The organism is Streptomyces sp. NPDC001796 (genome assembly GCF_042892355.1).
Classification (GTDB): Bacteria; Actinomycetota; Actinomycetes; order Streptomycetales; family Streptomycetaceae; genus Streptomyces.
This window is the reverse complement of the sequence record NZ_JBIAUC010000006.1, coordinates 189,045-213,682: the sequence shown is the minus strand read 5'-3', so window position 1 is coordinate 213,682 and position 24,638 is coordinate 189,045. Positions and strand designations below refer to the sequence as shown.

Genomic DNA, 24,638 nt, shown 5'->3' with positions numbered 1-24,638 from the left:
CCGGTGATCTGAAGAGATGGCTAAGCAGATCAAGGGCATCCTGGGCGAGAAGCTCGGTATGACGCAGGTGTGGGACGACAACAACCGCGTTGTCCCGGTCACCGTCGTCAAGGCCGGGCCGAACGTCGTCACCCAGGTCCGTACGAACGACGTCGACGGCTACGAGTCCGTCCAGATCGCCTTCGGCGAGATCGACCCGCGCAAGGTGAACAAGCCCCTCAAGGGTCACTTCGCCAAGGCCGACGTCACCCCCCGTCGTCACCTCGTCGAGATCCGCACCGCGGACGCCTCCGAGTACACGCTCGGCCAGGAGATCACCGCTGAGGTGTTCGAGGCCGGTACGAAGGTCGACGTCACCGGCAAGAGCAAGGGCAAGGGCTTCGCCGGTGTCATGAAGCGTCACAACTTCAAGGGCCTCGGCGCCGGTCACGGCACCCAGCGCAAGCACCGCTCCCCCGGCTCCATCGGTGGCTGTGCCACCCCGGGCCGTGTGTTCAAGGGCCTCCGCATGGCGGGTCGCATGGGCAACGAGCGGGTCACCACCCAGAACCTGACCGTCCACGCCGTTGACGCGGAGAAGGGTCTGCTGCTCATCAAGGGCGCGGTTCCCGGTCCGAACGGCGGCCTCGTCCTGGTCCGCACCGCGGCCAAGGGGGCCTGAGGTAACCGATGAGCACTGTTGACATCCTTTCGCCGGCGGGCGAGAAGGCCGGTTCCGTCGAGCTCCCCGCGGAGATCTTCGGCGTTGAGAAGGTCAGCATTCCGCTGATCCACCAGGTCGTCGTCGCGCAGCTGGCCGCTGCCCGCCAGGGCACGCACAAGACGAAGACGCGTGGCGAGGTCCGTGGTGGCGGCAAGAAGCCGTACCGCCAGAAGGGCACCGGTCGCGCCCGCCAGGGTTCGACCCGCGCGCCGCAGTTCGCCGGTGGTGGCGTCGTGCACGGTCCCGTGCCGCGCGACTACTCGCAGCGGACCCCGAAGAAGATGAAGGCCGCGGCCCTGCGCCACGCCCTCACCGACCGGGCCCGCAACAACCGCATCCACGTCGTGACCGACGTGGTCGAGTCGGACATCTCCACCAAGGCCGCCAAGGCTCTCCTCGCCAAGATCAGCGAGCGCAAGAACGTGCTGCTGGTCGTCGACCGCGAGAACGAGAAGGCCGTGCTGTCCGCTCGCAACCTGCCCCAGGTCCACATCCTGGAGCCGGGCCAGCTGAACACGTACGACGTGATCGTCTCCGACGACGTGGTCTTCACCCAGGCCGCTTTCGAGTCCTTCGTGTCCGGCCCGAAGGCCACTGACACCGAAGGGAGCGAGGTCTGATGGCTATCCGTCACCCCGCCATTGCCTCGAAGGCCGCCAAGGCCGCCAAGGCCGCGCGCGTCGCCAAGGCGCGCCGTCACGCCGCCGAGGGCAAGAACACCGTCGAGACCCCGCTGAGCAAGTCGTACACGGACCCCCGTGACGTCCTGATCAAGCCGGTCGTCTCCGAGAAGAGCTACGCGCTCCTCGACGAGAACAAGTACACGTTCGTCGTGGACCCGAGCGCCAACAAGACCCAGATCAAGCAGGCCGTCCAGGCGGTCTTCTCGGTCAAGGTCACCGGGGTCAACACGATCAACCGCCAGGGCAAGCGCAAGCGGACCCGCACCGGCTTCGGTCAGCGTGCGGCCACCAAGCGCGCGATCGTGACCCTCGCCGAGGGCGACCGTATCGACATCTTCGGCGGTCCGACCGCCTAAGGGCGGTCCGGATCGTCCGATATCGGACGAGGACTGAGAAATGGGTATCCGCAAGTACAAGCCGACTACGCCGGGCCGTCGTGGCGCCAGCGTCGCCGACTTCGTCGAGGTCACGCGGTCCACGCCGGAGAAGTCGCTGGTCCGTCCCCTGCACAGCAAGGGCGGCCGTAACAATTCCGGTCGTGTGACCGTCCGCCACCAGGGCGGTGGCCACAAGCGCGCCTACCGCGTGATCGACTTCCGTCGTCACGACAAGGACGGCGTGCCGGCGAAGGTCGCGCACATCGAGTACGACCCCAACCGCACCGCGCGCATCGCGCTGCTGCACTACGCCGACGGCGAGAAGCGCTACATCCTCGCCCCGCGCAACCTGCAGCAGGGCGACACCGTGGAGAACGGTCCCGGGGCCGACATCAAGCCGGGCAACAACCTGGCCCTCCGCAACATCCCGGTCGGTACCACGATCCACGCGATCGAGCTCCGTCCCGGTGGCGGCGCCAAGTTCGCCCGCTCCGCCGGTGCCTCCGTGCAGCTGCTCGCGAAGGAGGGCGCCTACGCCCACCTGCGCATGCCGTCCGGTGAGATCCGCCTGGTCGACGTCCGCTGCCGCGCCACCGTCGGCGAGGTCGGCAACGCCGAGCAGAGCAACATCAACTGGGGCAAGGCGGGCCGCAAGCGGTGGCTGGGCGTTCGCCCGACCGTCCGTGGTGTCGTCATGAACCCGGTCGACCACCCGCACGGTGGTGGTGAGGGCCGTACCTCCGGTGGCCGTCACCCCGTGTCCCCGTGGGGCCAGAAGGAAGGTCGTACGCGTTCTCCCAAGAAGGCGAGCAACAAGTACATCGTCCGCCGCCGCAAGACGAACAAGAAGCGCTAAGGACGGGTTGAGATGCCTCGTAGCTTGAAGAAGGGGCCCTTCGTCGACGACCACCTGATGAAGAAGGTGGACTCGCAGAACGAAGCCGGCACCAAGAACGTCATCAAGACCTGGTCCCGTCGCTCGATGATCGTCCCGGCCATGCTGGGCCACACGATCGCGGTGCACAACGGCAAGACCCACATCCCGGTGTTCGTCACCGAGTCGATGGTCGGCCACAAGCTCGGCGAGTTCTCGCCGACCCGCACCTTCCGGGGCCACGTCAAGGAAGACCGGAAGTCGAAGCGCCGCTAAGCGGATCGCATTCAGACACGTAAGTAACTGAAGGGACAACCATGGAAGCCAGGGCCCAGGCGCGGTACATCCGCGTCACGCCCATGAAGGCCCGCCGCGTGGTGGACCTCATCCGTGGCATGGACGCCACGGAGGCCCAGGCCGTCCTGCGATTCGCTCCGCAGGCAGCCTCCGTGCCGGTCGGCAAGGTGCTGGACAGCGCCATCGCCAACGCCGCGCACAACTACGACCACACCGATGTCGACAGCCTCTTCATCTCCGAGGCCTACGTCGACGAGGGCCCGACCCTGAAGCGGTTCCGTCCGCGTGCCCAGGGCCGTGCCTACCGGATCCGCAAGCGGACCAGCCACATCACCGTGGTCGTCAGCAGCAAGGAAGGAACCCGGTAATGGGCCAGAAGGTAAACCCGCATGGGTTCCGGCTCGGTGTCACGACCGACTTCAAGTCGCGTTGGTACGCCGACAAGCTCTACAAGGACTACGTCAAGGAAGACGTCGCCATCCGTCGGATGATGACGTCCGGCATGGAGCGCGCCGGCATCTCCAAGGTGGAGATCGAGCGCACCCGTGACCGCGTCCGCGTGGACATCCACACCGCGCGTCCGGGCATCGTCATCGGCCGCCGTGGCGCCGAGGCCGACCGCATCCGCGGCGACCTCGAGAAGCTCACGGGCAAGCAGGTCCAGCTGAACATCCTCGAGGTCAAGAACCCCGAGACCGACGCTCAGCTCGTGGCCCAGGCCGTTGCCGAGCAGCTGTCCTCCCGTGTCTCCTTCCGCCGCGCCATGCGCAAGAGCATGCAGTCGGCGATGAAGGCGGGCGCCAAGGGCATCAAGATCCAGTGCGGTGGCCGCCTCGGCGGCGCCGAGATGTCCCGCTCGGAGTTCTACCGCGAGGGCCGTGTGCCCCTGCACACGCTCCGCGCGAACGTGGACTACGGCTTCTTCGAGGCCAAGACGACCTTCGGCCGCATCGGTGTGAAGGTCTGGATCTACAAGGGCGACGTCAAGAACATCGCCGAGGTCCGCGCCGAGAACGCCGCCGCCCGTGCGGGCAACCGCCCGGCCCGCGGTGGTGCCGACCGCCCGGCCCGTGGTGGCCGCGGTGGCGAGCGGCGCGGTCGCAAGCCGCAGCAGGCTGCCGGCGCCGAGGCCCCCAAGGCCGAGGCCCCTGCCGCTCCGGCTGAGAGCACCGGAACGGAGGCCTGACCGACATGCTGATCCCCCGTAGGGTCAAGCACCGCAAGCAGCACCACCCCAAGCGCGACGGTGCGGCCAAGGGTGGCACGACGGTCGCGTTCGGCGAGTACGGCATCCAGGCGCTCACCCCGGCGTACGTGACGAACCGTCAGATCGAGGCCGCTCGTATCGCCATGACGCGTCACATCAAGCGTGGTGGCAAGGTCTGGATCAACATCTACCCGGACCGTCCGCTCACCAAGAAGCCCGCCGAGACCCGCATGGGTTCCGGTAAGGGTTCTCCGGAGTGGTGGATCGCCAACGTCAAGCCCGGACGCGTGATGTTCGAGCTGTCGTACCCCAACGAGAAGATTGCGCGTGAGGCCCTCACTCGTGCGGCCCACAAGCTGCCGATGAAGTGCCGGATCGTCAAGCGCGAGGCAGGTGAAGCGTGATGTCGGCCGGTACCAAGGCGTCCGAGCTGCGCGAGCTGGGCAACGAGGAGCTTCTGGGCAAGCTCCGCGAGGCCAAGGAAGAGCTGTTCAACCTCCGCTTCCAGGCGGCGACTGGCCAGCTCGAGAACCACGGCCGTCTGAAGGCGGTCCGCAAGGACATCGCGCGGATCTACACCCTGATGCGCGAGCGTGAGCTGGGCATCGAAACGGTGGAGAACGCCTGATGAGCGAGAACAACGTGACTGAGAACACTGAGGCGCGCGGCTTCCGCAAGACCCGTGAGGGTTACGTCGTCAGCGACAAGATGGACAAGACCGTCGTCGTCGCCGTCGAGGACCGCGTGAAGCACGCCCTGTACGGCAAGGTCATCCGCCGTACGAACAAGCTCAAGGCGCACGACGAGCAGAACGCCGCGGGTGTCGGCGACCGCGTCCTCCTGATGGAGACCCGGCCGCTGTCCGCGACCAAGCGCTGGCGCGTCGTCGAGATCCTCGAGAAGGCGAAGTAACAAGCGGGGGCTCCAGCCCCCGCTGACCCCCGCTGGGGGCCGCACCGCCCGGTGCCCGGCCCCCGGCGTCGGTTTCCGCCTGTAGAGGCGCAAGTAATTCCTGCGGGGCAGACCTCGCAGGACAGTTCCGCCAGGCTCTCCGGTTCGACTCCGGAGGGAACCGGCAGACGATCAGGAGATAGACGTGATCCAGCAGGAGTCGCGACTGCGTGTCGCCGACAACACTGGTGCGAAGGAGATCCTTTGCATCCGTGTGCTCGGTGGTTCCGGTCGCCGCTACGCGGGCATCGGTGACGTCATCGTCGCCACCGTCAAGGACGCGATCCCCGGTGGCAACGTGAAGAAGGGTGACGTCGTCAAGGCGGTCATCGTTCGCACCGTCAAGGAGCGCCGCCGTCCGGACGGCTCGTACATCCGCTTCGACGAGAACGCCGCCGTCATTCTGAAGAACGACGGCGACCCTCGCGGCACCCGCATCTTCGGCCCGGTCGGCCGTGAGCTGCGCGAGAAGAAGTTCATGAAGATCATCTCGCTCGCGCCGGAGGTGCTGTAAGCATGAAGATCAAGAAGGGCGACCTGGTCCAGGTCATCACCGGCAAGGACAAGGGCAAGCAGGGCAAGGTCATTGCCGCTTACCCGCGCGAGGAGCGCGTCCTGGTCGAGGGTGTCAACCGGGTCAAGAAGCACACCAAGGCTGGTCCGACCGCTCGCGGCTCGCAGGCCGGCGGCATCATCACGACCGAGGCCCCCATCCACGTGTCCAACGTTCAGCTGGTCGTGGAGAAGGACGGCAACAAGGTCGTGACCCGCGTCGGCTACCGCTTCGACGAGAACGGCAACAAGATCCGCGTTGCCAAGCGGACGGGTGAGGACATCTGATGACGACCACCACCGTGACTCCGCGTCTGAAGCAGAAGTACCGCGACGAGATCGTCCAGAAGCTGCGTGAGCAGTTCAAGTACGAGAACGTCATGCAGGTTCCGGGCCTCGTCAAGATCGTGGTCAACATGGGTGTGGGCGACGCCGCCCGCGACTCCAAGCTGATCGAGGGCGCCATCCGCGACCTCACCACGATCACCGGTCAGAAGCCGGCCGTCACCAAGGCCCGCAAGTCCATCGCGCAGTTCAAGCTGCGTGAGGGTCAGCCGATCGGTGCCCACGTCACGCTCCGTGGTGACCGCATGTGGGAGTTCCTGGACCGCACCCTGTCGCTCGCGCTGCCGCGCATCCGCGACTTCCGCGGCCTGTCCCCCAAGCAGTTCGACGGCCGTGGCAACTACACCTTCGGTCTCACGGAGCAGGTCATGTTCCACGAGATCGACCAGGACAAGATCGACCGCGTCCGGGGTATGGACATCACCGTGGTCACCACGGCGACCAACGACGAAGAGGGCCGTGCCCTTCTCCGTCACCTCGGCTTCCCGTTCAAGGAGGCGTGAGCGAGATGGCGAAGAAGGCTCTCATCGCGAAGGCTGCTCGCAAGCCCAAGTTCGGTGTGCGCGCGTACACCCGCTGCCAGCGCTGCGGCCGTCCGCACTCCGTGTACCGCAAGTTCGGCCTCTGCCGCGTGTGCCTTCGTGAGATGGCTCACCGTGGCGAGCTGCCGGGCGTGACCAAGAGCTCCTGGTAATCCCCCAATTGGGGATGTCCCAGGGCTCTCGGTAAGCAACTGGGGCGGCAGGACGCCCAGCTCACATGCCTTAGGCTTGTGGGGTTGGGCGTCTGTCGCCGCCCTTACGACTTACTACGCCGTAGGTCCACCGCGCCGCACCCGTCCCGTCTCGGATCGGGGAGAGGGATGGCGCACCAGGAAACCCCGGCGAGAGAGGCCGAAGGCCAATTCATGACCATGACTGATCCGATCGCAGACATGCTCACGCGTCTGCGGAACGCGAACGCGGCGTACCACGACACCGTGACGATGCCGCACTCCAAGATCAAGTCGCACATCGCGGAGATCCTCCAGCAGGAGGGCTTCATCACGGGCTGGCGCGTCGAGGACGCCGAGGTCGGCAAGAACCTCGTCCTCGAGCTGAAGTTCGGCCCCAACCGTGAGCGCTCCATCGCGGGCATCAAGCGGATCTCCAAGCCCGGTCTCCGGGTGTACGCGAAGTCCACCAACCTGCCGAAGGTGCTCGGCGGCCTCGGCGTGGCGATCATCTCCACGTCTCACGGGCTCCTCACCGACAAGCAGGCCGGCAAGAAGGGCGTGGGTGGGGAAGTCCTCGCCTACGTCTGGTAGCAGAAGGGAACGGAGGAAACAGCTATGTCGCGCATCGGCAAGCTCCCCATCGCGGTTCCCGCCGGCGTGGACGTCACCATCGACGGCCGTACGGTCTCGGTCAAGGGCCCCAAGGGCGAACTGACCCACACCGTTGCCGCGCCGATCGACATCGCCAAGGGCGAGGACGGCACCCTGCAGGTGACCCGCCCCAACGACGAGCGTCAGAACAAGGCCCTGCACGGCCTGTCCCGCACGCTGGTGGCGAACATGATCACCGGCGTGACCCAGGGTTACGTGAAGAAGCTCGAGATCAGCGGTGTCGGTTACCGCGTGACGGCCAAGGGCTCGAACCTCGAGTTCGCGCTCGGCTACAGCCACCCGATCACCGTCGAGGCGCCTGAGGGCATCACCTTCAAGGTGGAGACCCCGACCCGCTTCTCGGTCGAGGGCATCGACAAGCAGAAGGTCGGCGAGGTTGCGGCCAACATCCGCAAGCTGCGCAAGCCCGACCCGTACAAGGCCAAGGGCGTCAAGTACGAGGGCGAAGTCATCCGCCGCAAGGTCGGAAAGGCGGGTAAGTAAGCCATGGCATACGGGCAGAAGATCCTCAAGGGCGACGCCTACAAGCGCGCCGCGATCAAGCGCCGTCACATCCGGATCCGCAAGCGGATCTCCGGTACGGCGGAGCGTCCCCGTCTGGTCGTGACCCGCTCCAACCGCCACATCGTGGCGCAGGTGATCGACGACCTGAAGGGTCACACCCTGGCGTCGGCGTCCACGCTGGACAGCTCGATCCGCGGTGGCGAGGGCGACAAGTCCGCGCAGGCCAAGCAGGTCGGCGCCCTGGTCGCCGAGCGTGCCAAGGCCGCCGGTGTCGAGGCCGTCGTGTTCGACCGTGGTGGCAACCAGTACGCCGGGCGCATCGCCGCCCTGGCGGACGCCGCCCGCGAAGCCGGGCTCAAGTTCTGAGCCGCTTGTAGCTAGCGGAAAGAGAGAGGTAATCCAATGGCTGGACCCCAGCGCCGCGGAAGCGGTGCCGGTGGCGGCGAGCGGCGGGACCGGAAGGGCCGTGACGGCGGCGCTGCTGCCGCCGAGAAGACCGCGTACGTTGAGCGCGTCGTCGCGATCAACCGCGTCGCCAAGGTTGTGAAGGGTGGTCGTCGCTTCAGCTTCACCGCGCTGGTCGTGGTGGGCGACGGTGACGGCACCGTGGGTGTCGGATACGGCAAGGCCAAGGAGGTGCCGGCCGCCATCGCCAAGGGCGTTGAGGAGGCCAAGAAGCACTTCTTCAAGGTCCCCCGGATCCAGGGCACCATCCCGCACCCGATCCAGGGTGAGAAGGCTGCCGGCGTCGTGCTGCTCAAGCCCGCCTCGCCCGGTACCGGTGTTATCGCCGGTGGTCCGGTGCGTGCCGTGCTCGAGTGCGCCGGTATCCACGACGTGCTGTCGAAGTCGCTCGGCTCCGACAACGCGATCAACATCGTGCACGCGACCGTGGAGGCCCTGAAGGGCCTGCAGCGTCCCGAGGAGATCGCGGCCCGCCGCGGTCTGCCGCTCGAGGACGTCGCCCCCGCGGCCCTGCTGCGTGCGCGTGCCGGGGCGGGTGCGTAATCATGGCGCAGCTCAAGATCACGCAGGTCAAGTCCTACATCGGCAGCAAGCAGAACCACCGCGACACCCTGCGTTCCCTGGGCCTCAAGCGCCTGGGTGACGTGGTCGTCAAGGAGGACCGCCCCGAGTTCCGCGGCATGGTGCACACCGTCCGCCACCTCGTGACGGTCGAGGAGGTCGACTGATCATGGCGGAGCAGAACCCGCTCAAGGTCCACAACCTCCGTCCCGCCCCGGGCGCCAAGACCGCCAAGACCCGTGTCGGTCGTGGTGAGGCGTCGAAGGGTAAGACGGCCGGTCGTGGTACCAAGGGCACGAAGGCCCGCTACCAGGTTCCGGAGCGCTTCGAGGGTGGCCAGATGCCGCTGCACATGCGCCTCCCGAAGCTGAAGGGCTTCAAGAACCCGTTCAAGACCGAGTACCAGGTCGTGAACCTCGACAAGCTGGCCGCGCTCTACCCCGAGGGCGGCGAGGTCACCGTCGAGGGTCTGGTGGCCAAGGGTGCCGTTCGCAAGAACGCGCTCGTCAAGGTGCTCGGCCAGGGCGAGATCTCCGTGGCGCTGCAGGTGACGGTCGACGCCGTCTCCGGCTCCGCCAAGGAGAAGATCACCGCCGCCGGCGGTACCGTCACCGAGCTCGTCTGAAACTTTCGGGCGTCTCGATGACCTGAACGATCCCGACCGGGGATACCTCACACAGGGGTATCCCCGGTCGGTCGTTCCAAGGGGGGCAGTCTCGCCGGTATGGTGGCCTGCACTGCCCAGTTTCACCGGGTGTCGCGGTTCGGGCACCCGGGGCGGCAGTCGACCGTTACGTATGTCGTTGTTGTCCTTGTTCAGTCGGAAACTCAGACCGTCACCCTTGACGCAGTTGCGCGGGGGTCGCAGGAGGCACCGTGCTCACCGCGTTCGCCCGGGCGTTCAGGACGCCCGACCTGCGCAAGAAGCTGCTCTTCACGCTCGGGATCATCGTGCTCTACCGGGTCGGTACGCACATTCCGATCCCCGGCGTCGACTACAAGAGCGTTCAGACCTGTATCGACGTGGCCAAGGGACAGCAGGGCCTGTTCGGACTGGTCAACATGTTCAGCGGCGGCGCGCTGCTGCAGATCACGGTTTTCGCGCTGGGCATCATGCCGTACATCACGGCGAGCATCATTCTCCAGCTGCTGACCGTGGTCATCCCGCGCCTCGAGGCCCTGAAGAAGGAGGGCCAGGCGGGTACGACGAAGATCACGCAGTACACCCGTTACCTGACGGTGGCCCTGGCGATCCTCCAGGGCACCGGTCTGGTGGCCACCGCCCGCAGCGGCGCCCTGTTCTCGGGCTGCCCGGTGGCGTCCTCGATCGTGCCCGACCAGTCGATCTTCACCACCATCACGATGGTCATCTGCATGACCGCCGGTACCGCCGTCGTCATGTGGCTCGGCGAGCTGATCACCGACCGCGGCATCGGCAACGGCATGTCCATCCTCATGTTCATCTCGATCGCCGCGACCTTCCCGTCCGCGCTGTGGGCGATCAAGAAGCAGGGCACCCTGGCCGGCGGCTGGATCGAGTTCGGCACGGTCATCCTGGTCGGCCTGGTCATGGTCGGCCTGGTGGTCTTCGTCGAGCAGGCCCAGCGGCGCATCCCCGTGCAGTACGCCAAGCGGATGATCGGCCGCCGTTCGTACGGCGGCACGTCCACGTACATCCCGCTCAAGGTCAACCAGGCGGGTGTGATTCCCGTCATCTTCGCGTCGTCGCTGCTCTACATCCCGGCGCTGATCGCGCAGTTCGCCGGGGGCAACTCCGGGTGGAAGTCCTGGATCCAGCAGAACCTCACCAAGGGTGACCACCCGATCTACATCACCCTTTACTTCCTGCTGATCGTGTTCTTCGCGTTCTTCTACGTGGCGATCTCGTTCAACCCCGAGGAAGTCGCGGACAACATGAAGAAGTATGGTGGCTTCATCCCGGGCATCCGGGCCGGTCGGCCCACGGCTGAGTACCTGTCGTACGTGCTCAACCGGATCACCTGGCCGGGTTCGCTGTACCTGGGTCTGATCGCTCTCGTACCGACAATGGCGTTGGTGGGCTTCGGGGCGAGCCAGAACTTCCCGTTCGGTGGCACCAGCATCCTGATCATCGTGGGTGTCGGCCTCGAGACGGTGAAGCAGATCGAGAGCCAGCTCCAGCAGCGCAATTACGAAGGGTTCCTCCGCTGATGCGAATCGTGCTCGTCGGGCCGCCTGGTGCCGGCAAGGGAACGCAGGCCGCGTTCCTCGCCAAGAACCTGTCGATCCCGCACATCTCCACGGGCGACCTGTTCCGCGCCAACATCAGCCGGCAGACGGAGCTCGGGAAACTCGCGAAGTCCTACATGGACGCGGGCAACCTGGTGCCCGACGAGGTCACCATCGCGATGGCCAAGGACCGCATGGAGCAGCAGGACGCCCAGGGCGGCTTCCTCCTGGACGGCTTCCCGCGCAACGTCTCGCAGGCCGAGGCGCTCGACGACATGCTCGAGAGCGAAGGCATGAAGCTGGACGCGGTGCTCGACCTGGAGGTCCCCGAGGACGAGGTCGTCAAGCGCATCGCGGGCCGCCGCGTGTGCCGCAACGACTCGTCGCACGTGTTCCACGTGTCGTACAAGGCGCCGAAGCAGGAAGGCGTGTGCGACGTCTGCGGCGGGGAGCTGTACCAGCGGGACGACGACTCCGAGGAGACGGTCCGCAAGCGACTCGAGGTCTACCACACGCAGACCGAGCCGATCATCGACTACTACAAGGCCCAGGGCCTGGTGGTCACGATCTCGGCCCTCGGCAAGGTGGAAGAGGTCACGGCACGCGCCATGGAGGCGCTCCAGCAGAAGGCGGGCAACAGGTAGTCGCTCCCGCCGGGCGCTTCACGGCCGCGGTTCCCTGACGGGGGCCGCGGCCGTCGTGTGGGGTGCCGCTGCTTCCGGGGTGCGCCCCCGGACGCGGGTGCCGCCCGACGGCCCGTCCTGAAGCGCCGGACGGGCTGGACGTGCGGCCCCGTATCTTTGTTGGTGTCCGTCTCTCCCCGGTCCAGAAAGGCCGCAGCCCCCATGGTGCAGATCAAGACCCGCGAGCAGATCGCCAAGATGCGTGAGGCGGGGCTGGTCGTCGCCGCCGTGCACGCGGCCACGCGCGAGGCGGCCGTGCCGGGCGCCACGACGAAGGACCTGGACGAGGTCGCCCGCAAGGTGCTGGCCGAGCACGGGGCGAAGTCGAACTTCCTGGGCTACGGCGGTTTCCCCGCGACCATCTGCACCTCGGTGAACGAGGTCGTCGTCCACGGCATCCCCTCCGACGAGGTGGTCCTCAAGGACGGCGACATCATCTCCATCGACGCCGGCGCGATCGTGGACGGCTGGCACGGCGACGCCGCGTTCACCGCGTTCGTCGGCTCCGGCCACGCCCCCGAACTCATCGAGCTGTCCCGGGTGACCGAGGAGTCCATGTGGGCCGGCATCGCCGCGGTGAAGCAGGGCAACCGCCTCGTCGACGTCTCCCGGGCCATCGAGACGTACATCCGCCGGCAGCCGAAGCCGGGCGGCGGCCGGTACGGGATCATCGAGGACTACGGCGGCCACGGCATCGGCACCGAGATGCACATGGACCCGCACCTGCTGAACTACGTCGACCGGCGCCGCGGCAAGGGCCCGAAGCTGGTGCCCGGTTTCTGCCTGGCGATCGAGCCGATGGTGTCGCTCGGCACCCCGAAGACCGAGGTCCTGTCGGACGACTGGACGGTCATCACGACGGACGGCACATGGTCCTCCCACTGGGAGCACTCGGTCGCCCTCACGGAGGACGGCCCGCTCGTGCTGACGGCTCCCGACGGGGGCAGGGCGAAGCTCGCCGAGCACGGGGTCACGGCGGCGCCGGATCCGCTGGCCTGACGCCGGTCGAGGAACGGCCCCCCGGTGCATAGCGATCACCCCGATGGGGCAGACTTTCGCGATTCGTCTTTCCGGGTGCGCTGACGTAGACTGACTCGTCGGCTCTTGTGCACCCGCATGTCCGCATGCACGCGTAAGGCGCACCAGGAGTCGATCAAGGTAGTCGATTCGAAGGGCGAAGCGTGGCCAAGAAGCAAGGTGCCATCGAGATCGAGGGCACTGTCGTCGAGTCTCTTCCGAACGCCATGTTCAAGGTCGAGCTCCAGAACGGCCACCAGGTCCTGGCACACATCAGCGGCAAGATGCGTATGCACTACATCCGCATCCTCCCTGACGACCGGGTCGTGGTGGAGCTGTCTCCGTACGACCTGACGCGTGGCCGGATCGTCTACCGCTACAAGTAGATCTTGCCCACGTCCCGCGTGAGCGGGGCCGCCGGCAACTGACCCGGAGAACCTCACATCCCATGAAGGTCAAGCCGAGCGTCAAGAAGATCTGCGACAAGTGCAGGGTGATCCGCCGTCACGGCCGGGTCATGGTCATCTGCGAGAACCCGCGCCACAAGCAGCGCCAGGGCTGACGCACGACCGACCGCACCCTCTGCACCGCTATCGCAGAGATTCGCGCGACGCGAGCTGAATTTGTTCATACGCAGGGCCCAAGCCGCTCGAGGCGGCTTGACACCCCCGGTTCGGAGGCCGGGGACCCAGTTCGTACCTGATACGGCGGCTGGGAACCGGTCCTGTGGAAGACCTCCGAAGATCACCAGGAGCCATTGAATGGCACGCGTTTCCGGTGTCGACATCCCGCGCGAAAAGCGCGTGGAGATCGCCCTCACCTACGTGTTCGGCATCGGCCGGACTCTCTCGAAGGAGACGCTGGCTGCGACCGGCGTCGACCCGAACACCCGTGTTCGCGACCTGACCGAAGAGCAGCTGGTCGCGATCCGCGAGTACGTCGACAACAACATCAAGACCGAGGGTGACCTCCGTCGCGAGATCCAGGCCGACATCCGCCGCAAGGTCGAGATCGGCACCTACCAGGGTCTGCGTCACCGCCGTGGTCTGCCCGTCCGCGGTCAGCGCACCAGCACCAACGCCCGTACCCGCAAGGGCCCGCGTCGCGCCATCGCCGGCAAGAAGAAGCCGGGCAAGAAGTAGTCCGCAGCGGACACCTGTCCACGGTCTTCGCTGTAGGACCGACCACCTCCCGTAGGAGTTAAAGGATGCCCCCCAAGGGACGTCAGGGCGCTGCCAAGAAGGTGCGCCGCAAGGAAAAGAAGAACGTCGCTCACGGCCACGCGCACATCAAGAGCACGTTCAACAACACCATCGTTTCGATCACCGACCCGTCCGGCAACGTGATCTCCTGGGCCTCCGCCGGCCACGTCGGCTTCAAGGGCTCGCGGAAGTCCACGCCGTTCGCCGCGCAGATGGCTGCCGAGTCGGCCGCCCGCCGCGCCCAGGAGCACGGCATGCGCAAGGTCGACGTGTTCGTCAAGGGCCCGGGTTCCGGTCGTGAGACCGCGATCCGCTCCCTGCAGGCCACGGGCCTCGAGGTCGGCTCCATCCAGGACGTCACCCCGACCCCGCACAACGGCTGCCGTCCGCCGAAGCGCCGTCGCGTCTGACGTCGCTGTTTTCGGGCATTCGGGCGGTACGGCTCGCTTGAGTCGTATCGCCCGTACCCTTGCAGTACCCGCACCCCTCCGGGTGCGGTGTGGTCGGGCGTCATATAGCGGGCGCCCACGACTGAAGGATCTGATCCACACATGCTGATCGCTCAGCGTCCCTCGTTGACCGAAGAGGTCGTCGACGAGTTCCGCTCCCGGTTCGTGATCGAGCCGCTGGAGCCGGGCTTCGGCTACACCCTCGGCAACTCCCTCCGCCGTACGCTCCTGTCGTCGATCCCCGGCGCTGCTGTCACCAGCATCCGCATCGACGGCGTCCTGCACGAGTTCACCACCGTGCCCGGCGTCAAGGAGGACGTCACCGACCTGATCCTCAACATCAAGCAGCTGGTCGTCTCCTCGGAGCACGACGAGCCGGTCGTGATGTACCTGCGCAAGCAGGGCCCGGGTCTGGTGACCGCCGCCGACATCGCGCCCCCGGCCGGTGTCGAGGTGCACAACCCCGACCTGGTCCTCGCCACGCTCAACGGCAAGGGCAAGCTGGAGATGGAGCTGACCGTGGAGCGCGGTCGCGGCTACGTCTCCGCCGTGCAGAACAAGCAGGTGGGCCAGGAGATCGGCCGTATCCCGGTCGACTCGATCTACAGCCCCGTGCTCAAGGTCACGTACAAGGTCGAGGCCACGCGTGTCGAGCAGCGCACCGACTTCGACAAGCTGATCGTCGACGTCGAGACCAAGCAGGCGATGCGTCCGCGTGACGCCATGGCCTCCGCCGGTAAGACGCTGGTCGAGCTGTTCGGTCTCGCCCGCGAGCTGAACATCGACGCCGAGGGCATCGACATGGGTCCGTCCCCGACGGATGCCGCGCTCGCTGCCGACCTGGCGCTGCCGATCGAGGAGCTGGAGCTCACCGTTCGGTCGTACAACTGCCTGAAGCGTGAGGGCATCCACTCCGTGGGTGAGCTCGTCGCCCGCTCCGAGGCGGACCTCCTCGACATTCGTAACTTCGGTGCGAAGTCGATCGACGAGGTCAAGGCGAAGCTGGCCGGCATGGGCCTGGCGCTCAAGGACAGCCCGCCCGGATTCGACCCGACCGCGGCCGCGGACGCCTTTGGTGCGGACGACGACGCGGACGCCGGGTTCGTCGAGACCGAGCAGTACTAGGCGCTCCGCGAGGACGCCGGATTGTGGCTGCGCGACCGTTGTGCCTGGTCGCGCAGTTCCCCGCGCCCCTATGGGGCGCGGGGTCTCCGACAGGCGACCGCCTGCTCGGATACTGACCCCGGTACCTGACACGGCCGGGGCAGACACCTAGGAGAAAAACGATGCCGAAGCCCACCAAGGGTGCCCGTATGGGCGGCAGTGCCGCGCACGAGAAGCACATCCTCGCGAACCTCGCGAAGTCGCTGTTCGAGCACGGTCGTATCACCACCACCGAGGCGAAGGCCCGCCGCCTGCGCCCGTACGCCGAGCGTCTGATCACCAAGGCGAAGAAGGGCGACCTTCACAACCGCCGTCAGGTGCTCCAGGTCATCACGGACAAGAGCATCGTCCACACGCTCTTCACCGAGATCGGCCCGCGCTACGAGAACCGTCCGGGTGGTTACACCCGGATCACCAAGATCGGTAACCGCCGTGGCGACAACGCGCCCATGGCCGTCATCGAGCTGGTCGAGGCGCTGACGGTGCAGCAGAAGGCGGTCGGCGAGGCCGAGGCGGCGACCAAGCGTGCCGTCAAGGAGTCCGAGGCCAAGGCTGAGGAGACCAAGGCCGACGAGGCCACCGAGGCGCCGGCCGAGGAGGCCGCTGCCGAGGAGTCCAAGGACGCCTGAGGTTCCACCGCACGCTGAGCGGGTCCGCCCTTGCCGGGCGGACCCGCTTTCGCGTACCTGAGAGGATTCCCACGTGAGCGACGAAGTACAGCCCGGTTACGTCCGCATCCGCCTCGACCTGTCCTACGACGGCACCGAGTTCCACGGATGGGCCAAGCAGGCCGGCGGCAGGCGGACCGTGCAGGGGGAGATCGAGGACGCCCTGCGCACCGTCACCCGCTCCGCGGAGACCTACGAGCTGACCGTCGCCGGACGGACCGACGCCGGGGTGCACGCCCGGGGGCAGGTCGCCCATGTCGATCTGCCGCTTCAGGTGTGGGGCGAACACCGCGGCAAGCTGCTCAAGCGGCTGGCCGGCCGGCTGCCCAAGGACGTCAGGGTGTGGGCCCTGCGCGAGGCCCCCGGTGGCTTCAACGCCCGCTTCTCCGCGATCTGGCGGCGCTACGCCTACCGGGTGACCGACAACCCCGGCGGCGTCGATCCGCTGCTGCGCCACCACGTCCTGTGGCACGACTGGCCCCTGGACGTCGACGCCATGAACGAGGCGGCCCGCGGGCTGCTCGGGGAGCACGACTTCGCCGCGTACTGCAAGCGGCGGGAGGGCGCGACGACCATCCGTACGCTGCAGGAGCTCAGCCTGGAGCGGGGCGCGGACGGCATCGTCACCGCCACCGTCCGGGCCGACGCGTTCTGCCACAACATGGTGCGCTCGCTCATCGGCGCCCTGCTCTTCGTCGGCGACGGCCACCGCCCGCCCGACTGGCCCGCCGAGGTGCTCGCCGCCGGTGTACGGGACTCGGCGGTGCATGTCGTACGCCCGCACGGGCTCACGCTGGAGGAGGTCGGCTACCCGGCCGACGAGTTGCTGGCGGCACGGAACAGGGAAGCGCGCAACAAGCGGTCGCTGACTGTCGCCACAGGGTGTGAAACCTGTTAGTTACCTGCAATCTTCAACGACATATACCCCCTGTCGGTACTTACCGGGCGTAAGGCCCTTGCAGTCCCTTACGTATGCCTTACATTTCGATTAGTCTTCCGGCTCCCGGCTGAAAGTGCGAATGGGGCGGCCGGGTCAGGGTGGGGTGTACGGGTCTATCGACCCGGGGTTGGATTTTGCATGAGTTCTGTGGGTCCCGTGCGGACCGGGGGTCGTCGTGCCGTGCGCCAGAGCGGCGGCCGACGGAGGGCCGCGCGCGGTGGGAGCGTCTCGCTGGGTTTGCTGCCGCTGCCGCCGACGGACAAGGAGAAGTACTCCTACGCGCGCCGACATCTGTGGGTCCTGACGATCAGCTCGCTGATCAGCTTCTGCTGCCTGGTGGTGAGCCAGTTCAAGCTGGCGCAGTCCACACCGGTGCTGTGGATCTACACACCGCTGCTGGTCTTCACGGTGATCTATTACCTGGTGTCGTTGCGGGTGAACGGCTTCACCCGGGACTTCGACATCGCTCACCACAGGCAGCTGGTGCAGAACTGGCGGCCCGAGGTGTATCCGACGGTCGATGTGTTCCTGCCGGTGTGCGGCGAGCCCATCGAGGTGCTGCACAACACGTGGACGCACGTACGCGCCATGGCCGACCGCTACCCGGGCCGCTGCGTGCCGTTCGTCCTCGACGACGGCGCCAGCCCCGAACTGAAGGCGATGGCACACGACTTCGGGTTCCGCTACGGCACCCGGGAGAACCGCGGCTGGTTCAAGAAAGCCGGCAACCTGCATTTCGGGTTCGGGCAGTCCGACGGTGCGTACATCCTGATCCTGGACGCCGACTTCGCGCCCCGCGCCGACCTGCTCGAGGAACTGCTGCCGTACATGGAGACGGACCCGCGCATCGGCATCGTCCAGTCGCCGCAGTACTTCCGCGTGCTCGACTCGCAGAACTGGATAGAGCGCGGCGCGGGGGCCGTGCAGGAGCTGTTCTACCGATCCGTGCAGGTCTCCCGGCAGGGCAGCGACGGCGCGATATGCGTGGGCAGCTGCGCCGTGTACCGGCGGGCCGCGCTGGAGACCAACGGCGGCACGACGCTGATCGAGCACTCCGAGGACGTGCACACCGGCTTCGACCTGCGGAGCCTCGGCTGGGACCTGCGCTATGTGCCGGTCGCCGTCTCCACCGGTGTGTGCCCGGACAGCGCGGGCGCGTTCTTCAACCAGCAGTACCGCTGGTGCTCCGGCTCGATGAGCCTGCTCGGCAGCCGCAAGTTCTGGCAGGCGAAGATCAAGCTGTCCAGTCGCCTGTGCTACATGTCCGGCTTCTTCTACTACATCCACACCGCCCTGTTCACCTTCGCGGCGCCGGTGATCCCGATCGTGCTGCTGCTGATGATGCCGGACAAACTCAAGGTCGAGCACCTGCTCCTGGTGGCGCCCAGCATCATCTACACGACGATCATCTTCCCGATGTGGCACAAGGCGCCCTACCGCCTGGAGGCCTGGGCGGCCCGCATGATGTACGGCTGGGCGCACGTCTTCGCGATCTGGGACATCCTGCGCAAGAACCGCATGGGCTGGCAGCCCACCGGCTCCTCCGGCGCGAAGAAGAACAAGACCCGGCGCTTCTGGATCGGCATGTGGCTGTGGAGCGGCGGCACGGCCCTGGTGTGGGTCACCGCCGCGGTGTACCGCACGTTCACCATGAACGCCCCGGACTTCGCGCTGATCCTGTCCTCCGGGCTCTTCTACGCCCTGGTCGTGGGCCGTGTCCTGGTCCAGCCGCGGGCGGGGGCGGCCGCCTGATGCGTTCGAAGGATCGCCTACACCGCACCCGTGCGGCCACAGCCGCCTGCCTGCTCGCACTGTCGGCACTGAGCGGCTGCTCCTTGCGCGGCGACGACTCGGGCGGTTCCTCGGCCGGCAGCGCCCGGTCCGGGACGAATCCGCCGGCGACCGAGGACACCACCGTCCCCTACGACGTCATGCCGCTGCTGAAGCCCCCGAAGAAATACTTCGGGGCCGCAGTCGCAGGTGCGCCGACCTCCATGAAGGGCGTGGACGCATACACGAAGATGGTCGGCAGGCAGCCGAACCTGATCGAGTACTACGCCGCCTGGGGCGACGGCTTCGACGCCACCGGTGTGCGCAACGCCTGGGCCGAGGGCGCCATGACGCTGATGTCCTGGGAGCCCTTAGACACCAACGTCGCCGACATCGCGGCCGGCAAGACGGACGCGTACATCAAGGAGTACGCGACGGCGGTCCGGAGGCTGAACCTTCCCGTGGTGATCGACTTCGCGGACGAGTTCAACGGCCACTGGGAGAAGTGGGGCACGAAGTATGTGACCCCCGAGCAGTACGTTGCCGCCTGGCGGCACATCCACCAGACATTCATCGACGTCGGGGCGTCCAACGTCATCTGGGCCTGGTCCCCCAACATCATCAACCCGGTCAAGGACGTGAAGCTGAAGCCGTACTACCCGGGCGACGCCTACGTCGACTGGATCGGGCTGATCGGCTACTTCACCCTCGGCGAGGACAACGCCTTCGACAGCGTCTTCGGGCCGACCCGCGACCAGGTCCGCACCTTCACCAAGAAGCCGTTCCTGCTGCTGGAGACCGCGGCCATGCCCGGTCAGCGGCGCCGCGCCGACATCCGCAACCTGTTCGCGGGCGTCGAGGCGGACGACGACATGCTCGGCTTCATCTGGTTCAACCACCACAAGCGCGCCGACTGGCGGTTGGAGGCGAGTCCGCTGGCGCTGACGGAGTTCAAGCGCCTGGCCGCCGACGACCGTTTCGGCTTCGACGTACGGAAGCGGCGATGACCTCCCGACCCGACCACTACACGCCCCAGCCGTACGACCCGTACTCCGAGGACGACACGCGGGGCGGCTGGTTGAACTCCGACGGCTACGTTCCACGCCAGCCGCAGGCCCACGAGGCCGGCGAGGAATCCGGCCGCGAGCAGCCCGACGACCAGCCGACGTTCGCGCTGCGGACGGTGGCGGAGTCGACCGAGCCGGGGTATCACGTCCCGGATACGCCCGAGGTCGGCTGGGACATGGCCGCCAGCAGTCGGCGCGCCTGGGTCAGCCGGGCCGTGCTGCTGTTCATCCTGGCCGTCCAGGCGGTGCTGTCCCTGCGACTGTCGAACACGGCGTTCCAGGACGAGGCCCTGTACCTCGCGGCTGGGCATGCGGAACTGCAGCACCTGCTGCACGGCACCCCGCTGCCGATCAACTACGCGGCGTACTTCTCCGGCTCGCCGCAGCTGTACCCAGTGCTCGCCGCAGTCGTGGACGGCCGGTTCGGACTCGCGGGGGCGCGGACCCTGAGCCTGGTCTTCATGCTGGGCGCCACGGCACTGCTGTACTCGTTCACCCGACGGCTGTTCAACGAGCGGGCGGCTCTGGCCGCGGCGGCACTGTTCGCGGTGGTGCAGTCGACCGTCGTCATGGGGTACTTCGCCACCTACGACGCCGCCGCGGTGTTCTTGCTGGCCCTGGCCACCTGGATTGTCGTGCGCACCGACCGGGCGCCGGTGTTCGCCGTGCTGCTCGCCGCCCCCGTCGCCGTCCTCGCCGTCGGCGTGAAGTACGCGGCCGGGCTGTATCTGCCGACCATCGTCGTGCTCGCGCTGCTCACCGGGTGGCCGCACCGGGGCGCCAAGGCGTTCCTGCGGATGCTGCTGCTCGTACTCGGCATCGGCGGTCTGCTGGCAGCTGGTATGTACACCACCGACCTGCTTGCCGGTGTGCAGCAGACCACGACAAACCGCGACCACGGTTCCGACAGCGCCGCCTTCCTGCTGCAGCGGTCGGCCGAGTGGGGCGGGCTGATGTTCCTCACCGCCGTCGGCGGCGCGATCTCCTACATACGGCGCAGCCGCATGAACGAGTCGCCCCTCGCTCAGCGGCTCGGCACCCCCGGCTGGCGCTGGCGGGCGCTGCTCGGGCTGGTGCTGTGCGGCACGGCCGTCCTCGCGCCCGTCTACCAGATGCACCTCGGGACCGTGGTCTCGCTGTTCAAGCACGTCGGCTTCGGTCTGCTCTTCGCCGCGCCGATGGCCGGTGTGGGTGTGACCCGGCTCATGGGTGCGCACTTCCGCTACCCCCAGCTCGGCGTCATGCTGTGGACGGCGATGCTCTGCCTCGGCATCTCGCAGGCGGACTGGCGCTTCGGCGTCTGGCCCGACTCCTCGAAGATGATCGCGGCGATCGACTCTCACGTGAACCGCAAAGGCCACTACCTCTCCTCGACGCCGGAGGTGCCCGTCTACTACCTCCGCGACAAGACCAGCCATCGCCAGTGGCAGAGCGTCTTCGGGATGCAGTACACGGACAAGAGGGGCAAGTACCACACCGGCGACGAGGCCTACCGTGCGGCGCTGCGCGACGGCGAGTTCGACCTGATCGTCCTGGACGGGCTCACCAACCCGCGCGTGGACGCCGTCATCGCGAAGGCGGTCCAGGGCAATGCCCACTACCGGCTCCTCGCCGACCTTCCTTTCCGCAACTCCAGCGGTACGGGCCATTACCGCATCTGGATCAGGACCTCCTGAGCGCCTACCCGTCCCGTTCCGAGGCAAGAAAGGCCGTACTCATGCGGCTCACAGTCATAGGCACCGGCTACCTCGGTGCCACCCATGCCGCCTGCATGGCGGAGCTCGGGCACGAGGTGCTCGGGGTGGACGTGGACCCCGACAAGGTGGCCGCGCTGCGGGCCGGCCGGGTGCCCTTCCACGAGCCGGGGCTGGCCGAGCTGATCGCGAGGCACACGGCGAGCGGGCGACTGCGCTTCACGACGTCCTACGAGGAGGCCGGCGCCTTTGGCGAGGTGCACTTCGTGTGCGTCGGCACCCCGCAGCGCGCTGACTCCGAAGGAGCGGACCTGACGTACGTCGACGCCGCCTTCGCGGCGATCGCGGCGCATGCGGCCCCGGACGCGCTGCTCGTCGGCAAGTCGACCGTGCCGGTGGGTACGGCGGGGCGGCTCGCGGACACGTACAGCGTCGAGGTGGCCTGGAACCCGGAGTTTCTGCGTGAGGGCTTCGCCGTCGAGGACACGCTGCGCCCGGACCGGCTGGTCTTCGGCGTCCGGTCCGCACGCGCCGAGACGATCCTTCGCTCCGTGTATGCGCCCGTCCTGGCCACCGGGACCCCGCTCGTCACCGCCGACTTCCCGACCGCCGAGTTGGTCAAGACGGCCGCCAACGCTTTCCTCGCGACCAAGATCTCGTTCATCAACGCGATGGCGGAGGTGTGTGAGGCCGCGGGCGGCGACGTCGGCACGCTGGCGAATGCCATCGGTTACGACGACCGGATCGGCGCGAAGTTCCTGCGGGCCGGCGTCGGGTTCGGCGGTGGCTGCCTGCCCAAGGACATCCGCGCCTTCGCGCACCGGGCCGACGAACTGGGTGTGTCGCTGGCGTTCCTGCGCGAGGTGGACGCGATCAACATGCGGCGCCGTGACAAGGTTGTCGATCTGGCGCACGAACTGTGCGGAGGAGCCGTGCTGGGCGCGCGGGTTGCCGTCCTGGGTGCCGCCTTCAAGCCGGACTCGGACGACATCCGCGACTCGCCCGCGCTGAACGTGGCCGGGCGTCTGCGCCTGGACGGTGCCGAGGTCACCGTCTACGACCCCGCGGCGATGGACAACGCCCTCAAGGCCTTCCCGCTGCTCGGGTACGCGCTGTCGGCCGAGGAGGCGCTGCGCGGGGCCGATCTGGTCCTGCACCTGACGGAGTGGCCGCAGTTCCGGGAGATCGACCCGGAGCGGGCCGCGGCACTGGTGCGCCGTCCGCGGATCGTGGACGGCAGGGGCGTGCTCGACGCGGACCGCTGGGCCGCCTCGGGCTGGCAGTTCCGGGCGCTGGGCAGGCCCGCGCCCGCAGGGGAGGGAAGCTGAATGGACGAGTCGTACCGGGCAGCCCGCGTCACCGTGGTGATGCCCACCTACAACGAGGCGGCGAACCTGCCGCGGATGGCCGAGGCGGTGCTGGGACTGCCGATCGACGGGCTGCACCTGAAGGTCGTCGACGACTCCAGCCCGGACGGCACTGGGCGGATTGCCGAGGAGCTGGCCGAGAAGTACAACTGGGACGGCCGGTGGCGAATGAGCGTGCTGCACCGCACCGAGAAGGACGGGCTGGGGCGTGCCTACGTGGCGGGCATGAGCGCCGCGCTCGCCGAGGGCGCCGCGTACGTCGTCCAGATGGACGCCGACGGCAGCCACCCGGTGGAGGCAGTGCCACGGATGCTCGGCACGGCCGTGGCCTCAGGGGTCGGCCTGGTGATCGGCAGCCGGTACGTCGAGGGAGGTGCGCTGGACGAGGAGTGGGGCAAGCACCGGGTGCTGTTGTCCCGCTTCGCCAACCGGTACGCACGAACCGTGCTCGGCACCAAGATCCGGGACATCACCGCCGGCTTCAACCTGTGGTCCGCGCAGACCCTCCGGGACGTCGACCTGGCCACCCTGGACAGCGCCGGTTACAGCTTCCAGGTGGAGCTGAAGTTCAAGGCCGTCCGTGCCGGTCACAGCGCCGTCGAGATCCCGATCCGTTTCGAGGAGCGCATCGAAGGCGTGTCCAAGATGAACCTCGCGACGCAGATCGAGTCGGCGCTCGTGCCGCTGCGGCTGCGGATGCGCAACCGACGGAGCTGACCTCGCCATGAGCGGACGGCACGCGCTGCCCTCGCGGCTGGGGAACCTGTACCGCGAGGTCGCGAAGTTCGGCCTGGTGGGGCTCTCGGGATTCGTACTCAACCTCGCGGTCTTCAACCTCATCAGAAGTGTGGCCCACTGGCAGACGGTCAGGGCGAGTGTGGCCGCGACCGCTGTCGCCATCATGGGCAACTACATCGGTCTTCGGTACTTCGCATACCGCGACCACGGCCAGGGGGAGCGGAGCGGCCAGAAGAAGGAGCTGGGTCTCTTCCTCTTCTTCAGCGCAGTCGGCCTGGTCATCGAGAACTCGGTCCTCTACGTGACCACCTACGCGTTCGGCTGGGACAGCACGCTCGCCAACAACATCTGCAAGTTCCTCGGCATCGGCATCGCGACCCTCTTCCGCTTCTGGTCCTACCGGACGTGGGTCTTCAAGACGGCCGGCCGCCGGCCGGAGCGCACGGAGGCGGTCGCCCGTGGTGCTGCGCCCGCCTTCCAAGCACCGTCGGCCGGGCCCGCGGAAACGTACTTCAGCTTTTCCGGGGAGAGGACGTCATCATGAGCGACGCCATCCTCCTCGTCGACGGCAAGGCCTGCCCGAGCGGGCGGTCCGCGTCTCGGTGCCCACACACCTCGGCTGACACCCGGCCCGGCATCGTGCCCGCCAGGCCCACACCCGCCCGGCCACCCCGACCTGGGCGGCCGCGCGGCTGTCTGGCATGAGCCGGGACTGCTCGGCCGGGCCCCGCAGCTCGCGGGGCCGGGGTGCCGCAGAAGCCGGTC

General features: G+C 67.5%; 36 protein-coding genes. All 36 read left to right on the top strand.

Features of this window, described 5'->3' with window-relative positions; translation table 11 throughout:
* The first annotated feature begins 16 nt into the window (after positions 1-16).
* The 36 genes from rplC to ACFYZE_RS14945 all read left to right on the top strand — a co-directional run bounded on the left by rplC (position 17) and on the right by ACFYZE_RS14945 (position 24,417).
* Positions 17-661, top strand: coding sequence for a 50S ribosomal protein L3 (gene rplC / locus ACFYZE_RS15120; protein WP_200418824.1), 645 nt, complete (start codon positions 17-19; stop codon positions 659-661).
* Between the two features lie 8 nt (positions 662-669).
* Positions 670-1,323 carry a 50S ribosomal protein L4 gene (gene rplD, locus ACFYZE_RS15115; RefSeq protein WP_200418825.1) on the top strand — a complete coding sequence of 218 codons (654 nt, stop codon included), beginning with the start codon at positions 670-672 and terminating at the stop codon, positions 1,321-1,323.
* On the top strand, positions 1,323-1,742 hold the full coding sequence (gene rplW, locus ACFYZE_RS15110) for a 50S ribosomal protein L23 (RefSeq protein WP_200418826.1): 420 nt from the start codon (positions 1,323-1,325) through the stop codon (positions 1,740-1,742). Before rplD ends, rplW begins: the two co-directional genes overlap by 1 nt.
* 40 nt (positions 1,743-1,782) lie before the next feature.
* On the top strand, positions 1,783-2,619 hold the full coding sequence (gene rplB, locus ACFYZE_RS15105; protein WP_200418827.1) for a 50S ribosomal protein L2: 837 nt from the start codon (positions 1,783-1,785) through the stop codon (positions 2,617-2,619).
* Positions 2,620-2,631: 12 nt separating this feature from the next.
* Complete coding sequence (rpsS, locus tag ACFYZE_RS15100; RefSeq protein ID WP_039656232.1) at positions 2,632-2,913, top strand: 30S ribosomal protein S19; 282 nt, start codon at positions 2,632-2,634, stop codon at positions 2,911-2,913.
* A 41-nt stretch (positions 2,914-2,954) separates the two neighbouring features.
* Complete coding sequence (rplV, locus tag ACFYZE_RS15095; protein ID WP_006130776.1) at positions 2,955-3,302, top strand: 50S ribosomal protein L22; 348 nt, start codon at positions 2,955-2,957, stop codon at positions 3,300-3,302.
* A complete protein-coding gene (gene rpsC, locus ACFYZE_RS15090) occupies positions 3,302-4,120 on the top strand; it encodes a 30S ribosomal protein S3 (protein WP_055706471.1) in 819 nt (272 codons plus the stop codon). Before rplV ends, rpsC begins: the two co-directional genes overlap by 1 nt.
* Positions 4,121-4,125: 5 nt before the next feature.
* A complete protein-coding gene (gene rplP / locus ACFYZE_RS15085; RefSeq protein ID WP_103837549.1) occupies positions 4,126-4,545 on the top strand; it encodes a 50S ribosomal protein L16 in 420 nt (139 codons plus the stop codon).
* On the top strand, positions 4,545-4,769 hold the full coding sequence (gene rpmC / locus ACFYZE_RS15080; RefSeq protein WP_018564811.1) for a 50S ribosomal protein L29: 225 nt from the start codon (positions 4,545-4,547) through the stop codon (positions 4,767-4,769). The genes rplP and rpmC overlap by 1 nt, the downstream gene beginning before the upstream one ends.
* On the top strand, positions 4,769-5,053 hold the full coding sequence (gene rpsQ, locus ACFYZE_RS15075) for a 30S ribosomal protein S17 (RefSeq protein ID WP_317435898.1): 285 nt from the start codon (positions 4,769-4,771) through the stop codon (positions 5,051-5,053). The genes rpmC and rpsQ overlap by 1 nt, the downstream gene beginning before the upstream one ends.
* A gap of 184 nt (positions 5,054-5,237) precedes the next feature.
* Complete coding sequence (gene rplN, locus ACFYZE_RS15070) at positions 5,238-5,606, top strand: 50S ribosomal protein L14 (protein ID WP_003998823.1); 369 nt, start codon at positions 5,238-5,240, stop codon at positions 5,604-5,606.
* Between the two features lie 2 nt (positions 5,607-5,608).
* The gene (gene rplX / locus ACFYZE_RS15065) at positions 5,609-5,932 is read left to right on the top strand and encodes a 50S ribosomal protein L24 (protein ID WP_263231445.1); all 324 of its coding nucleotides are present in this window, start codon (positions 5,609-5,611) and stop codon (positions 5,930-5,932) included.
* Positions 5,932-6,492 (top strand): 50S ribosomal protein L5, encoded by a 561-nt coding sequence (gene rplE / locus ACFYZE_RS15060; RefSeq protein WP_103837547.1) that lies wholly within the window; start codon positions 5,932-5,934, stop codon positions 6,490-6,492. The genes rplX and rplE overlap by 1 nt, the downstream gene beginning before the upstream one ends.
* A 5-nt stretch (positions 6,493-6,497) precedes the next feature.
* Entirely contained in the window at positions 6,498-6,683 is a 186-nt protein-coding gene (locus tag ACFYZE_RS15055) for a type Z 30S ribosomal protein S14 (RefSeq protein ID WP_003956452.1), read from the top strand.
* Positions 6,684-6,896: 213 nt separating this feature from the next.
* Complete coding sequence (rpsH, locus tag ACFYZE_RS15050; RefSeq protein WP_103837545.1) at positions 6,897-7,295, top strand: 30S ribosomal protein S8; 399 nt, start codon at positions 6,897-6,899, stop codon at positions 7,293-7,295.
* Between the two features lie 24 nt (positions 7,296-7,319).
* Positions 7,320-7,859 (top strand): 50S ribosomal protein L6, encoded by a 540-nt coding sequence (gene rplF / locus ACFYZE_RS15045; protein ID WP_200418830.1) that lies wholly within the window; start codon positions 7,320-7,322, stop codon positions 7,857-7,859.
* Between the two features lie 3 nt (positions 7,860-7,862).
* Positions 7,863-8,246 (top strand): 50S ribosomal protein L18, encoded by a 384-nt coding sequence (gene rplR / locus ACFYZE_RS15040; RefSeq protein ID WP_028420764.1) that lies wholly within the window; start codon positions 7,863-7,865, stop codon positions 8,244-8,246.
* A 36-nt stretch (positions 8,247-8,282) separates the two neighbouring features.
* Complete coding sequence (gene rpsE, locus ACFYZE_RS15035; protein WP_019753099.1) at positions 8,283-8,888, top strand: 30S ribosomal protein S5; 606 nt, start codon at positions 8,283-8,285, stop codon at positions 8,886-8,888.
* A 2-nt stretch (positions 8,889-8,890) separates the two neighbouring features.
* On the top strand, positions 8,891-9,073 hold the full coding sequence (rpmD, locus tag ACFYZE_RS15030) for a 50S ribosomal protein L30 (RefSeq protein WP_030174559.1): 183 nt from the start codon (positions 8,891-8,893) through the stop codon (positions 9,071-9,073).
* 2 nt (positions 9,074-9,075) lie between these two features.
* A complete protein-coding gene (gene rplO / locus ACFYZE_RS15025) occupies positions 9,076-9,531 on the top strand; it encodes a 50S ribosomal protein L15 (RefSeq protein WP_388992889.1) in 456 nt (151 codons plus the stop codon).
* A 251-nt stretch (positions 9,532-9,782) separates the two neighbouring features.
* Complete coding sequence (gene secY, locus ACFYZE_RS15020; RefSeq protein ID WP_200418831.1) at positions 9,783-11,096, top strand: preprotein translocase subunit SecY; 1,314 nt, start codon at positions 9,783-9,785, stop codon at positions 11,094-11,096.
* Positions 11,096-11,758: an adenylate kinase gene (locus ACFYZE_RS15015; RefSeq protein ID WP_388992886.1), complete on the top strand. Its 663-nt coding sequence runs from the start codon at positions 11,096-11,098 to the stop codon at positions 11,756-11,758. The genes secY and ACFYZE_RS15015 overlap by 1 nt, the downstream gene beginning before the upstream one ends.
* Before the next feature lie 201 nt (positions 11,759-11,959).
* A complete protein-coding gene (gene map / locus ACFYZE_RS15010; RefSeq protein ID WP_388992883.1) occupies positions 11,960-12,796 on the top strand; it encodes a type I methionyl aminopeptidase in 837 nt (278 codons plus the stop codon).
* Between the two features lie 182 nt (positions 12,797-12,978).
* Positions 12,979-13,200: a translation initiation factor IF-1 gene (gene infA / locus ACFYZE_RS15005; protein ID WP_003948620.1), complete on the top strand. Its 222-nt coding sequence runs from the start codon at positions 12,979-12,981 to the stop codon at positions 13,198-13,200.
* A gap of 62 nt (positions 13,201-13,262) precedes the next feature.
* Positions 13,263-13,376, top strand: a complete 114-nt coding sequence (gene rpmJ / locus ACFYZE_RS15000) for a 50S ribosomal protein L36 (RefSeq protein ID WP_003998809.1) — start codon at positions 13,263-13,265, stop codon at positions 13,374-13,376.
* Between the two features lie 199 nt (positions 13,377-13,575).
* On the top strand, positions 13,576-13,956 hold the full coding sequence (gene rpsM, locus ACFYZE_RS14995) for a 30S ribosomal protein S13 (RefSeq protein WP_067240336.1): 381 nt from the start codon (positions 13,576-13,578) through the stop codon (positions 13,954-13,956).
* Between the two features lie 65 nt (positions 13,957-14,021).
* Entirely contained in the window at positions 14,022-14,426 is a 405-nt protein-coding gene (rpsK, locus tag ACFYZE_RS14990; protein ID WP_003956432.1) for a 30S ribosomal protein S11, read from the top strand.
* A 141-nt stretch (positions 14,427-14,567) separates the two neighbouring features.
* Positions 14,568-15,590: a DNA-directed RNA polymerase subunit alpha gene (locus ACFYZE_RS14985; RefSeq protein WP_003966937.1), complete on the top strand. Its 1,023-nt coding sequence runs from the start codon at positions 14,568-14,570 to the stop codon at positions 15,588-15,590.
* 161 nt (positions 15,591-15,751) lie between these two features.
* A complete protein-coding gene (gene rplQ, locus ACFYZE_RS14980; RefSeq protein ID WP_388992879.1) occupies positions 15,752-16,258 on the top strand; it encodes a 50S ribosomal protein L17 in 507 nt (168 codons plus the stop codon).
* A 73-nt stretch (positions 16,259-16,331) separates the two neighbouring features.
* Positions 16,332-17,195, top strand: a complete 864-nt coding sequence (gene truA, locus ACFYZE_RS14975) for a tRNA pseudouridine(38-40) synthase TruA (protein WP_388992876.1) — start codon at positions 16,332-16,334, stop codon at positions 17,193-17,195.
* 378 nt (positions 17,196-17,573) lie between these two features.
* A complete protein-coding gene (locus ACFYZE_RS14970; RefSeq protein WP_388993466.1) occupies positions 17,574-18,989 on the top strand; it encodes a glycosyltransferase family 2 protein in 1,416 nt (471 codons plus the stop codon).
* A complete protein-coding gene (locus ACFYZE_RS14965) occupies positions 18,989-20,014 on the top strand; it encodes a glycoside hydrolase family 26 protein (protein WP_388992873.1) in 1,026 nt (341 codons plus the stop codon). The genes ACFYZE_RS14970 and ACFYZE_RS14965 overlap by 1 nt, the downstream gene beginning before the upstream one ends.
* Positions 20,011-21,750: a glycosyltransferase family 39 protein gene (locus ACFYZE_RS14960; protein WP_388992870.1), complete on the top strand. Its 1,740-nt coding sequence runs from the start codon at positions 20,011-20,013 to the stop codon at positions 21,748-21,750. The genes ACFYZE_RS14965 and ACFYZE_RS14960 overlap by 4 nt, the downstream gene beginning before the upstream one ends.
* Before the next feature lie 41 nt (positions 21,751-21,791).
* On the top strand, positions 21,792-23,096 hold the full coding sequence (locus tag ACFYZE_RS14955) for a UDP-glucose dehydrogenase family protein (protein ID WP_388992868.1): 1,305 nt from the start codon (positions 21,792-21,794) through the stop codon (positions 23,094-23,096).
* Entirely contained in the window at positions 23,097-23,852 is a 756-nt protein-coding gene (locus ACFYZE_RS14950) for a polyprenol monophosphomannose synthase (protein WP_388992865.1), read from the top strand.
* Positions 23,853-23,859: 7 nt separating this feature from the next.
* Positions 23,860-24,417, top strand: a complete 558-nt coding sequence (locus ACFYZE_RS14945) for a GtrA family protein (RefSeq protein ID WP_388992862.1) — start codon at positions 23,860-23,862, stop codon at positions 24,415-24,417.
* The last annotated feature ends 221 nt before the right edge of the window (positions 24,418-24,638 follow it).

Excerpts from the sequence above, each read along its gene's own strand:
- rpsC (WP_055706471.1), top strand. The coding sequence starts at position 3,302 with ATGGGCCAGAAGGTAAACCCGCATGGGTTCCGGCTCGGTGTCACGACC.
- map (WP_388992883.1), top strand. The coding sequence starts at position 11,960 with ATGGTGCAGATCAAGACCCGCGAGCAGATCGCCAAGATGCGTGAGGCG.
- rplQ (WP_388992879.1), top strand. The coding sequence starts at position 15,752 with ATGCCGAAGCCCACCAAGGGTGCCCGTATGGGCGGCAGTGCCGCGCAC.
- rpmJ (WP_003998809.1), top strand. The coding sequence starts at position 13,263 with ATGAAGGTCAAGCCGAGCGTCAAGAAGATCTGCGACAAGTGCAGGGTG.
- rpmC (WP_018564811.1), top strand. The coding sequence starts at position 4,545 with ATGTCGGCCGGTACCAAGGCGTCCGAGCTGCGCGAGCTGGGCAACGAG.
- rplC (WP_200418824.1), top strand. The coding sequence starts at position 17 with ATGGCTAAGCAGATCAAGGGCATCCTGGGCGAGAAGCTCGGTATGACG.
- rpsS (WP_039656232.1), top strand. The coding sequence starts at position 2,632 with ATGCCTCGTAGCTTGAAGAAGGGGCCCTTCGTCGACGACCACCTGATG.
- rplO (WP_388992889.1), top strand. The coding sequence starts at position 9,076 with ATGGCGGAGCAGAACCCGCTCAAGGTCCACAACCTCCGTCCCGCCCCG.
- rplD (WP_200418825.1), top strand. The coding sequence starts at position 670 with ATGAGCACTGTTGACATCCTTTCGCCGGCGGGCGAGAAGGCCGGTTCC.
- rpsE (WP_019753099.1), top strand. The coding sequence starts at position 8,283 with ATGGCTGGACCCCAGCGCCGCGGAAGCGGTGCCGGTGGCGGCGAGCGG.
- rplB (WP_200418827.1), top strand. The coding sequence starts at position 1,783 with ATGGGTATCCGCAAGTACAAGCCGACTACGCCGGGCCGTCGTGGCGCC.
- rpsM (WP_067240336.1), top strand. The coding sequence starts at position 13,576 with ATGGCACGCGTTTCCGGTGTCGACATCCCGCGCGAAAAGCGCGTGGAG.
- ACFYZE_RS14945 (WP_388992862.1), top strand. The coding sequence starts at position 23,860 with ATGAGCGGACGGCACGCGCTGCCCTCGCGGCTGGGGAACCTGTACCGC.
- rplF (WP_200418830.1), top strand. The coding sequence starts at position 7,320 with ATGTCGCGCATCGGCAAGCTCCCCATCGCGGTTCCCGCCGGCGTGGAC.
- rpsQ (WP_317435898.1), top strand. The coding sequence starts at position 4,769 with ATGAGCGAGAACAACGTGACTGAGAACACTGAGGCGCGCGGCTTCCGC.
- rplV (WP_006130776.1), top strand. The coding sequence starts at position 2,955 with ATGGAAGCCAGGGCCCAGGCGCGGTACATCCGCGTCACGCCCATGAAG.
- ACFYZE_RS14965 (WP_388992873.1), top strand. The coding sequence starts at position 18,989 with ATGCGTTCGAAGGATCGCCTACACCGCACCCGTGCGGCCACAGCCGCC.
- rplP (WP_103837549.1), top strand. The coding sequence starts at position 4,126 with ATGCTGATCCCCCGTAGGGTCAAGCACCGCAAGCAGCACCACCCCAAG.
- ACFYZE_RS15015 (WP_388992886.1), top strand. The coding sequence starts at position 11,096 with ATGCGAATCGTGCTCGTCGGGCCGCCTGGTGCCGGCAAGGGAACGCAG.
- rplE (WP_103837547.1), top strand. The coding sequence starts at position 5,932 with ATGACGACCACCACCGTGACTCCGCGTCTGAAGCAGAAGTACCGCGAC.
- rpsK (WP_003956432.1), top strand. The coding sequence starts at position 14,022 with ATGCCCCCCAAGGGACGTCAGGGCGCTGCCAAGAAGGTGCGCCGCAAG.
- ACFYZE_RS14960 (WP_388992870.1), top strand. The coding sequence starts at position 20,011 with ATGACCTCCCGACCCGACCACTACACGCCCCAGCCGTACGACCCGTAC.
- ACFYZE_RS15055 (WP_003956452.1), top strand. The coding sequence starts at position 6,498 with ATGGCGAAGAAGGCTCTCATCGCGAAGGCTGCTCGCAAGCCCAAGTTC.
- ACFYZE_RS14955 (WP_388992868.1), top strand. The coding sequence starts at position 21,792 with ATGCGGCTCACAGTCATAGGCACCGGCTACCTCGGTGCCACCCATGCC.
- rpsH (WP_103837545.1), top strand. The coding sequence starts at position 6,897 with ATGACCATGACTGATCCGATCGCAGACATGCTCACGCGTCTGCGGAAC.
- rplX (WP_263231445.1), top strand. The coding sequence starts at position 5,609 with ATGAAGATCAAGAAGGGCGACCTGGTCCAGGTCATCACCGGCAAGGAC.
- rplR (WP_028420764.1), top strand. The coding sequence starts at position 7,863 with ATGGCATACGGGCAGAAGATCCTCAAGGGCGACGCCTACAAGCGCGCC.
- rplW (WP_200418826.1), top strand. The coding sequence starts at position 1,323 with ATGGCTATCCGTCACCCCGCCATTGCCTCGAAGGCCGCCAAGGCCGCC.
- rpmD (WP_030174559.1), top strand. The coding sequence starts at position 8,891 with ATGGCGCAGCTCAAGATCACGCAGGTCAAGTCCTACATCGGCAGCAAG.
- ACFYZE_RS14985 (WP_003966937.1), top strand. The coding sequence starts at position 14,568 with ATGCTGATCGCTCAGCGTCCCTCGTTGACCGAAGAGGTCGTCGACGAG.
- ACFYZE_RS14950 (WP_388992865.1), top strand. The coding sequence starts at position 23,097 with ATGGACGAGTCGTACCGGGCAGCCCGCGTCACCGTGGTGATGCCCACC.